This window comes from Streptomyces sp. NPDC088252 (genome assembly GCF_044740965.1).
Classification (GTDB): domain Bacteria; phylum Actinomycetota; class Actinomycetes; order Streptomycetales; family Streptomycetaceae; genus Streptomyces.
Map to the genome: position 1 here is coordinate 83,387 of NZ_JBIURS010000029.1, position 9,093 is coordinate 92,479.

Consider the following 9,093-nt stretch of genomic DNA (forward strand, 5'->3'; position numbering starts at 1 on the left):
TCCCTGACCCGCACCACCCCCAACCCGCCCACTCCCCCTGCCACTTCATCCTTCGAACGGGAGGACTCCATGCACTCTTCTGTCATGCCCACGTCCAAGCGGGCCGACGGTCACCCGGCGCCGACCGCCGTCGCCACCGTCGGTCTGCGCAAGTCGTACGGCGACAAGACCGTCCTCGACGGCATCGATCTGCACATCCCGGCCGGGTCCGTGTTCGCGCTGCTCGGGCCGAACGGCGCGGGCAAGACCACCGCTGTGAAGATCCTGTCCACCCTCATCACCGCCGACGGCGGCCAGGCCCGGGTCGCGGGCCACGACGTCGCCGCCGACCCGCAGGCCGTGCGCGCCGCGATCGGCGTCACCGGCCAGTTCTCCGCCGTCGACGGGCTGATCACCGGCGAGGAGAACATGCTCCTCATGGCGGACCTGCACCACCTCTCCCGCAGCGAGGGCCGGCGGGTCACCGCCGAGCTGCTGGAGCGCTTCGACCTCGTCGAAGCCGCATCGAAGCCCGCCTCCACCTACTCCGGCGGCATGAAGCGCCGCCTCGACATCGCCATGACCCTGGTCGGCAACCCGCAGATCATCTTCCTCGACGAGCCCACCACCGGCCTCGACCCCCGCTCCCGCCACAACATGTGGGGCATCATCCGCGAACTGGTCACGGGCGGCGTCACCGTCTTCCTCACCACCCAGTACCTGGAAGAGGCCGACGAGCTCGCCGACCAGATCGCCGTCCTCAACAACGGCAAGATCGCCGCCCAGGGCACCGCCGACGAGCTCAAGCGGCTCATCCCGGGCGGGCATGTACAGCTCCGCTTCTCCGACCCGTCCGCCTACCGGTCCGCCACCGTTGCGCTGCCCGAAACCACCCGCGACGACGAGTCCCTCACGCTTCAGATCCCCAGCGACGGCAGCCAGCGCGAACTGCGCTCCATCCTCGACCGGCTGGACTCCGCCGGCATCGAGGCCGACGAACTCACCGTGCACACCCCCGACCTCGACGACGTGTTCTTCGCCCTGACCGGCTCCACCGTGCCCAACCAGCCCAACCAGCCCAACCAGCCCAAGGAGGATGTCCGATGAGCTCCCTGTCCCTCGCCGTACGCGACTCATCCACAATGCTGCGCCGCAACCTCCTGCACGCGCGGCGCTACCCGTCCCTCACCCTGAACCTCCTGCTCACGCCGATCATGCTGCTGCTGCTCTTCGTCTACATCTTCGGCGACACGATGAGCGCGGGCATCGGTGGCGGCGGCGCCGACCGCTCCGAGTACATCGCCTACCTCGTGCCGGGCCTCCTGCTGATGACCGTCGGCAGTACCACGATCGGCACCGCGGTGTCCGTCTCCAACGACATGACCGAAGGCATCGTCGCCCGCTTCCGCACGATGGCGATCCACCGCGGCTCGGTGATCACCGGGCACGTCATCGGCAGCGTGCTGCAGTCAGTCATCAGCGTGGTCCTCGTCGGCGCCGTCGGCGTGGCCATCGGCTTCCGCTCCACCGACGCCACCGTCCTGGAATGGATCGCGGCATTCGGGCTGCTCGTGCTCTTCGCCCTGGCGCTCACCTGGATCGCGGTCGGAATGGGCATGGTCAGCCCGAACGCCGAGGCAGCCAGCAACAACGCGATGCCGCTGATCTTCCTCCCGCTCATCTCCAGCACCTTCGTCCCGGTCGACGCGATGCCGGGCTGGTTCCAGCCCATCGCCGAGTACCAGCCGTTCACCCCCGCCATCGAAACCCTGCGCGGCCTGCTGCTCGGCACCGAGATCGGCAACAACGGATGGCTCGCCATCGCCTGGTGCCTGGGACTGGCCACGCTCGGCTACTTCTGGTCGAAGGCGGTTTTCAACCGCGACCCCAAATAGCCGGGCCGACCCGCGCGAGCCCGCCTCCCGCAACTCGTCCCGCCCGGGGCGGCATACTCCGACACCGCGTCGGCGTACGCCGCCCCGTCCAACGTTCCTCGCGGGCGGGCTGCCGACCGCCGTGGCGTTCGCGGTACTGCTCGTCGACAGGACGCAGGTCTGCCCTGCCTGCTTGAGCGACACCGACTGCATGGCGTTCACAGACTGCATAGATGATTCACCGTGATTCGACACCGAGGTCCGTGCTCCTCAACTACCTTGCTGCCGTGGACCAATTGATCACGGAAGATCCGACGAGCATCGGCCCGTACCGCCTGATAGCCCGTCTGGGCGCGGGCGGTATGGGCCTGGTGTATCTCGGCCGCTCGGAAGCCGGGCGCACAGTGGCCGTGAAGGTCGTACAGGCCGAGCACGCCCAGCACCCGGAATTCCGCCGGCGGTTCGCACGCGAGGTGGCGGCTGCCCGGCGGGTGGGCGGGACCTGGACGGCAGCAGTGCTCGACGCCGACACCGAGGCCCAGGTGCCCTGGGTGGCGACCCAGTACATCCCCGGGCCCGATCTGACCACCGTGGTCGCCAAGGACTTCGGGCCGTTGCCCGAGCACTCGGTCCGCACCCTCGCCAACCGCCTGGCAGTGGCTCTGCAGTCCGTCCACGGGGCGGGCCTGATCCACCGCGACCTGAAACCGTCCAACGTGCTGGTGACGGTGGACGGCCCGCGCGTGATCGACTTCGGTATCGCACGGGCCATGGACAGCCTCGCCGGGGACAGCCTGCACACCCGCACCGGGATGCTCATCGGATCCCCCGGCTTCATGTCGCCCGAGCAGGTGCGCGGCCTCGAACTCACCCCGGCAAGCGATGTGTTCTGCCTGGGTGCCGTCCTCGTCTACGCCGCCACCGGCCGACTCCTCTTCGGCGCCACGGAAACCGGCCTGAACGCACACCTCTTCCGCATCGCGGAGGAGGAAGCGGACCTGACCGGCGTACCGGAGTCACTCGTCGATCTCGTACGCGCATGCCTGCACAAGGACCCGGCACAGCGGCCCACCCCCGCCGAGGTGGCCGCCCGCACGGCCACCGACCAGGACGGCGAATGGCTGCCCGGCTCGGTGCTGGCCCAACTCGGACGACACGCGGCCCAGTTGCTGGACTTCGCCCCGGAGACACGGGCCGCGCAGCCGGACCCTCGCATCCCTGCCCAGACCCAGCGTCCCCCGCAGGCCCAGACACTTCCCCCGCCTCCCGCGTACACCCCGACGACGCCGGCGGACCTCCACCCGGCGCCGCCGGGGTTCGCACCGTCCGCGGGCCCGGTGCCAGGCGCCCGGCCTCCGTCACCGGCCCCGGCCGGCGTTCATGGTCCGCACCCCAGGCGATGGTGGGGACTGGCGGTGGCCGCGCTGGCGCAACTGCTGATGCTGGTCGGGACGACGACCACGAACTTGGCACTGCCGTCCCTCTACGTCGAGCTCCACCCCGGTGTCGACGACCTGGACTCGTTGTCCCTCGCCTCCGCGCTGGCATTCGGCGCACTGCTGCTGCTTGGCGGACACATCACTGATCTCCTCGGCCGCAAACGGACGTTGATCACCGGTCTGGTCGGCTACGCGGTGGCGGGCGCGATCGGCGGCTCGGCCCCTTCTTTCGACGTTCTCATCGGAGCCAACGTCCTGCGGGGCGCGTCCGCCGCACTGCTCTCATCGGCCGTGCTGGCCCTGGTGTCGATCAGCTTCACCGATCCGAAGGAACGGGGCAGGGCCTTCGGGATCTATGCGGCGATCGCCGGCGGCGGAACGGCGATCGGCCTGTTCGCGGACGGATGGCTGGCCGAAAGCCTGAGTTGGCGCTGGTGCTTGTACGCCGGCGTCCCGCTCGCCGTGACAGCCGTGATCGGTGTGGCCGCCCTGGTGCACGACGGCCCGGTCCGCTCCCCTGCCCGCCTCGACGTTCCGGGCCTGCTGCTCGGCTCCGTCGGGCTTGCCGCCCTCGTCTACGGCTTCGGCCGGGCCGAGGCGCGCGGCTGGACCGATCTCCTGGTCGTGGTCCTCCTCGTGGGCGGAATCGTGCTGCTCCTGGTCTTCGCCTGGTGGGAGACCACGACGGCCGGCCCACTCCTGCCGCGATACGTCTTCCAGGACCGCAATCGCGTCGGCTCCTGCCTCGCCCTGGTCTTCATCGGCATGGGCATGTTCGCCCTGCACCAGGTCCTGACCAGGTATCTGCAGGGTGCCCTCGGCTACGCCCCGCCCCAGATCGGCGTGGCCCTGCTGCCCATGGCCGGTGCGGCCGTCATCGCCGCCACCCAGGTCTCCGCCCGCCTGTACCGCCGACTGGCGCCCCGCGTCCTCATCGTGCCCGGCCTGGTGCTGACGGCGATCGGTCTGGCGCTCCTGACCGGCCTCGACGCCGACAGTGCGTACGCCACCAAGGTGCTGCCCGGCACTCTCCTCATCGGCTTCGGTCTCGGCCTGGCCCTCGTGCCGCTCTTCGCCACCGCGACCGGCGGGATCGCCCCGCAGGACTCCGGCGGTGCCTCGGCGATGGTCAACACGGCCCAGCAGTCGGCCGCCTGGGCCGCCTCGCCCCTGTTCGGCAGCATCCTCGCCTCGGCGGTCACCGCCCGGCTGGCTCACACGTCAGACATTCCTGAGGCCTTGAGCAAAGCAGCCGAGCGAGGCGTCCTGCTCAGCCGACAGAGCCTTCCGGCGTCACTGCCCAGCATCGTCAAGGAGACCGACAGGGCAGTCCTGGGCGGCTACTCCGTCATCCTTTGGTGGGCGGTCGGCCTGACGCTCCTCGCGGGCCTGCTCGCCGGCCTGCTGGTCACTGCCAAGCCTCCGAGTGAGGATCCCGGCTCCCGTTGATCCCGTGCACCGACCGATTCACCGGCCCGGCGGGGTGCGGGCACTCCACGACGATGTACGGGACGTCGGCCCGCCGCAGCGGACAGGGCGAGTCCGTGCGCCTTCAGGGTGGCGGTCATTGCCGTACGCCCGATGAACGCGCCAGGGCCATCGCCAGGCAGCGCATCACGGAGTCACCCGCCTCTACCAGCCGTTGACACCCGCTCAAGTGGTCGAAGGCGCTCCGGAATACAAGGAGTACACACTTCCGCACACACTGACCTTCACCTGCACCCTTTCGGGGTCCTGGCTGCTCGCCTCGGACGAGGCCGAGCTGAGCGACGGGCCCGTGCCGAGTACGCAAGTCTCCGACAGAGCCGGCCACGGTCGAGTGCGACCACGATGGCGTTCCATTCGGGAGGGGGTGACACCGGATCCAGTGTTTGCAGGTTGAACCGAGGAAAGCCGACTCCGTACCGAAGAGTCGCATTCAGGCCGCCACTATGGCTACTTTTAGACACAGCATTTACATTTGCTTTCGCTAAGATATCTTTGCTCTCGACCACTCACCCACCCCTGGGGGAACACGTGCGAGCAGGAATATCACCTTTACGCATCCTCACTGCAACACTGGCTGCGGCAATACTGGCCAGCGGCGTCACAACATCCGCGCATGCAGTTGACCGGACAGCGGCAGACCCGGCCCGACTGGCCCAGCTCGCGAAGAGCTACCTCCAACAACGAGCCGATCTGGTGACCACGGCGCCTGCCCGGCGCCGCACCGCCGAGCCCCCGGCCTCAGCCACTGGGGCGATGCAGGCCCAACTGCAACGGGACTTCGCCGCGCTGATCCAGAAGGGGCGCGCCTACCAGCACGTTGACGGCGGATACGTTCGCGCCGCAGTTGATGTGAAGGTGATCAGCGCGGCCACCAGAGGGGACACCGCAACTCTGCGCGTGACAGAGGACACCCGCCTCTATCTCCCGTTCACGCCCGCTCAAGTGGCGCAAGGCGCACCCGAGTACGAGGAGTACTCGTTGCCGCACACGCTGACATTCACCCGTGAACCTGCCGAGGCGTGGCTGCTCTCCTCGGACAAGCCCGAACTGGGCGGCGGCCCCGCGCCGAGTACACAGATCGCCGCGGCTACCGATGGCCCGGTACGGGCCTCGGACGGCGAGGGCGCGAAGTCCGCGCCGTCCGACACGACTCCACTGCCTGTCGGTAAGGGTTCTCCGAAACGGATGGCTGCCGCGCACCCCACTGCGACTGCCTCGTACAACTACAAGACAATGGTCCAGTACGCCGATAAATACTGGAAGAAAGGGAACAGTAAATACCGGACTTACGGTAGCGACTGCACCAATTTCGCTTCACAAGTAATGAAGGCCGGCGGATGGAAGATTGTTGGACCGACGGATGCCGGACAGCGGTCGAACAACAAGAAGTGGTTCTACACGATCTACCAGAGTCGCACCAGCTACACCTGGGCGGGTGCGGAGAATTGGTACTGGTTCGCCAGCAAACACTCAAAGCGAACCAAGCTGCTCGACAACGTCTGGAAGCTCGGCCTGGGTGATGTGCTGCAGGCCAACTGGAAGCCGAGAAGCGACGACATCATAGATCACACCATGGTCGTCACCAAGGTCTACAACGGCACCCCATATCTCACATATCACACCACCAACACTCACAATAAGAGCCTCGGGAAACTGATCGCCGACCACCCGAACACAGCCTGGTACGCACACCGCACCTGAGAACTCCATGCTTGACACATCGGTCGACCCATCTGTGGGGGAAACATGAAGAGCCGCTTCATCGTCGGCGTCACGTTCGTGACACTGCTCACCCTGACCGGGTGCGGCAGCGACGACGTGAAACCGAAGGCAGGATCTGACCGCAAGACCGTCGAGGCCTACGTCGACGCCCTGAACGAACGGGACGCGAACGCGCTCCTGAAGCTGGACGGAGCCCGTGGTCCCGCCGCCGAACGGGACGCCCGGAAGGTCATCAACGAGAAGGGCGGCCGTGGCCTGGAGGTGGAGGGCATCCAGATCGACTACGACCTCGGCCCCGATACCGGCTCGGCAAAGATCACCGCCAAGGACAGCAAGGGTGCCGACTATCGGGAGAGCCTCACCATCACCCGCGACGGCAAACAGTGGCATCTCGCGATCCTGCCCGTGTCGACACCGGACGGCAGCTCAAAGACTCCCGCCGGGACGACATTCCCCTCCGACGCGGCCGGCGCTTCGAAGCCCGCTTCCGGCTGATCGAACCTGCGCGAGGGGCCACGGAGTTCTCTTCCGTGCCCCCTCGCGGAGCGGGTACTCGCCCTCTCCTTCCGGTCAGCGCGGCAGCGAGACCCAGGCCTTGATGCCCCCTCGGGGCAGGCTCGCGTCACAGACGCCCCACTCCCCTCCCCAGTCGTCGACAACAGCCGCGAGCAACCAGAGCGCCCGCCGACGCCGCGTCTCGCAGAGCGTGGCGGTGACCGGGTCGCGGTGACGGGGATGCTGGTCCCAGACGAGGAGACGGAGCCCGTCGCCGCGGTGGCGCAGGGATACGTAGAGCTCCTTGCGCGGGCTCATCCTGGCGGTGACGGCGATGAGTTCGGCCGCCGCGTGCGTGGCGGGCCAGACGTACGGGGAGAGCCCGTGCGCGTCCAGGGCGGCAGCGATCACCGTACGGCCGATGAACGAGCTGCGAACGTCGCCGGGCAGGGTGAAGCTCAGCGCGAGGCCACGCGCGGAGCGCCCCTTGGAGCGCAGATAGGGCTGGACGTGCTGCTGGGTGTCGGGATGCGGATACGGGACCGGCGTACGCACCTCGGCGGCGGCCGGGCAGAGCGCGGTGAGTGGAGATGAGTGCATGACTGACTCCCCTGATACGGGTGACGAGTTGGCGGCGACTCTCTTTCGCGTGGGTGCGCACGGATGGCTCACACGGTTGCGTTGCGGACGAGCAGTGGCTTGTCTCCCTGACACGGGGCTGCCCCTCCCAGGGCAGGAGGTTGCAGGCAAGACCGCGCGATGCACTTCCGACTCGTCGCTGCGTGAGCGGTGCGTAACCTAACGTAGCTCTCAAGGGGCAAAATAGCCCTGCACCTCTAGTAAATGAACCCTTTCGTGGCCGACCGGCACGCGAACGCGGCAGACTGCCGGTGACCGTATGCGGAAAGGAACGGCATGGCAGCAAGGACGTCTCCTACCGAGCGTCAGAGGCGACTCGGTTCCGAGCTGCGAAGGATGCGCACATCGGCCGACGTCTCTGCCGAGTTCGCGGCCGGCCTGCTCGGCGTGGACCGGGGCAAGATCTCGAACATCGAGGCCGGTACACGCCCCATCAGTCCAGACCGTCTGCGCACGCTGGCCTGCAACTGCGACTGCGACGACGAGAAGTACGTCAATGCTCTCGTCGAAATGGCTCAGCCGCGCGGACGTGGCTGGTGGGAGAGGTATCGAGGCGCGCTGCCCCAAGGGCTTCTCGATATCGCCGAACTGGAGGCGTACGCGCTCCGTATGCGAGCTGCGTATTCCATGCATGTCCCAGGACTGCTTCAGACCTCGGACCACGCCTTGGCCCTCTTTCGAGTGGTGATTCCCCAATTGCCGGAGCGTGAGGTGGCGTTGCGGCTGGCACATCGCGTGGAGCGCCAGGAGGTACTGATCGGTGACACGTCGCCGCCGTACACGGGCATCGTCCACGAAGCGGCACTTCGCATGCAGTTCGGCGGACGCACCGTCGCACGCGCCCAACTCGAGCACTTGCTGAAGAGGTCCGAGCAGCCGAACGTGACGCTGTTGGTGATCCCCTTCGAGGCCGGAGCCTTCCCCGGCGCCGGGCAGACCGTCCTGTACGCGGAAGGACCGGTGCCTCAGCTCGACACCGTGCAGATCGACAGCTCTCACGGACCCGTCTTCGTCCATTCGGAGGCGCAGTTGGCGAAGTATCGGGCCCACCTGGACTGGATGGAAGGGATCGCGCTGTCGCCGGACAAGTCGCGGGACTTCATCCACAACATCGCACGCCAACTCTGAGGAGATGACCGATGTCGGATGTCAACTGGGAAGACTCGTTCTGCGGCGAAGGAAACTCCTGCTACCGGATAGGGACCGATGAGCAGGGCAACAGCTACATCGCGGTCACCGGCGCGGAGGAGCACTACCTCACCGACAGCCGCGAGGCGCTTCAGCAGATGATCCGCGACATCAAGGCCGGCAAGGCCGACCACCTGCTGTAGCGACAACAGGGGCCCGGCACCGCGACGTGCACCTTGGGTTCTAACGGTCCTCGCAACACCCGCGATCTGTGGGAGTTGCGAGGACCGTGGGCGTTGAGCGGGTTGATCTTGCGGGGTTGAGGGAGC

8 protein-coding genes are annotated in these 9,093 nt (G+C 67.4%); 7 read left to right on the forward strand and 1 reads right to left on the reverse strand.

Translation table 11 applies throughout. From position 1 onward, the window contains the following. Positions 1–69: 69 nt before the first annotated feature. The 5 genes from ACIOHC_RS37795 (at position 70) to ACIOHC_RS37815 (ending at position 6,997) form a co-directional block, all read left to right on the forward strand. Positions 70–1,086: an ATP-binding cassette domain-containing protein gene (locus tag ACIOHC_RS37795; protein ID WP_365689377.1), complete on the forward strand. Its 1,017-nt coding sequence runs from the start codon at positions 70–72 to the stop codon at positions 1,084–1,086. Next, on the forward strand, positions 1,083–1,874 hold the full coding sequence (locus ACIOHC_RS37800; RefSeq protein WP_351080288.1) for an ABC transporter permease: 792 nt from the start codon (positions 1,083–1,085) through the stop codon (positions 1,872–1,874). The genes ACIOHC_RS37795 and ACIOHC_RS37800 overlap by 4 nt, the downstream gene beginning before the upstream one ends. Positions 1,875–2,086: 212 nt before the next feature. Then, the gene (locus tag ACIOHC_RS37805) at positions 2,087–4,741 is read left to right on the forward strand and encodes an MFS transporter (protein ID WP_401846081.1); all 2,655 of its coding nucleotides are present in this window, start codon (positions 2,087–2,089) and stop codon (positions 4,739–4,741) included. Positions 4,742–5,533: 792 nt separating this feature from the next. Further along, positions 5,534–6,481: an amidase domain-containing protein gene (locus ACIOHC_RS37810; protein ID WP_401846084.1), complete on the forward strand. Its 948-nt coding sequence runs from the start codon at positions 5,534–5,536 to the stop codon at positions 6,479–6,481. A 45-nt stretch (positions 6,482–6,526) separates the two neighbouring features. Next, the gene (locus ACIOHC_RS37815) at positions 6,527–6,997 is read left to right on the forward strand and encodes a hypothetical protein (protein WP_401846085.1); all 471 of its coding nucleotides are present in this window, start codon (positions 6,527–6,529) and stop codon (positions 6,995–6,997) included. A gap of 75 nt (positions 6,998–7,072) precedes the next feature. On the opposite strand, the gene ACIOHC_RS37820 is transcribed toward ACIOHC_RS37815, so the two are convergent. Next, positions 7,073–7,597: an ATP-binding protein gene (locus ACIOHC_RS37820; protein ID WP_401846088.1), complete on the reverse strand. Its 525-nt coding sequence runs from the start codon at positions 7,595–7,597 to the stop codon at positions 7,073–7,075. Between the two features lie 315 nt (positions 7,598–7,912). Between ACIOHC_RS37820 and ACIOHC_RS37825 the strand changes: the two genes are divergently transcribed. Continuing rightward, complete coding sequence (locus ACIOHC_RS37825; RefSeq protein WP_401846091.1) at positions 7,913–8,764, forward strand: helix-turn-helix domain-containing protein; 852 nt, start codon at positions 7,913–7,915, stop codon at positions 8,762–8,764. Positions 8,765–8,775: 11 nt separating this feature from the next. After that, entirely contained in the window at positions 8,776–8,967 is a 192-nt protein-coding gene (locus ACIOHC_RS37830) for a hypothetical protein (RefSeq protein WP_376467023.1), read from the forward strand. The last annotated feature ends 126 nt before the right edge of the window (positions 8,968–9,093 follow it).

Excerpts from the sequence above, each read along its gene's own strand:
- ACIOHC_RS37825 (WP_401846091.1), top strand. The coding sequence starts at position 7,913 with ATGGCAGCAAGGACGTCTCCTACCGAGCGTCAGAGGCGACTCGGTTCC.
- ACIOHC_RS37815 (WP_401846085.1), top strand. The coding sequence starts at position 6,527 with ATGAAGAGCCGCTTCATCGTCGGCGTCACGTTCGTGACACTGCTCACC.
- ACIOHC_RS37795 (WP_365689377.1), top strand. The coding sequence starts at position 70 with ATGCACTCTTCTGTCATGCCCACGTCCAAGCGGGCCGACGGTCACCCG.
- ACIOHC_RS37830 (WP_376467023.1), top strand. The coding sequence starts at position 8,776 with ATGTCGGATGTCAACTGGGAAGACTCGTTCTGCGGCGAAGGAAACTCC.
- ACIOHC_RS37805 (WP_401846081.1), top strand. The coding sequence starts at position 2,087 with ATGATTCACCGTGATTCGACACCGAGGTCCGTGCTCCTCAACTACCTT.
- ACIOHC_RS37820 (WP_401846088.1), bottom strand. The coding sequence starts at position 7,597 with ATGCACTCATCTCCACTCACCGCGCTCTGCCCGGCCGCCGCCGAGGTG.
- ACIOHC_RS37800 (WP_351080288.1), top strand. The coding sequence starts at position 1,083 with ATGAGCTCCCTGTCCCTCGCCGTACGCGACTCATCCACAATGCTGCGC.
- ACIOHC_RS37810 (WP_401846084.1), top strand. The coding sequence starts at position 5,534 with ATGCAGGCCCAACTGCAACGGGACTTCGCCGCGCTGATCCAGAAGGGG.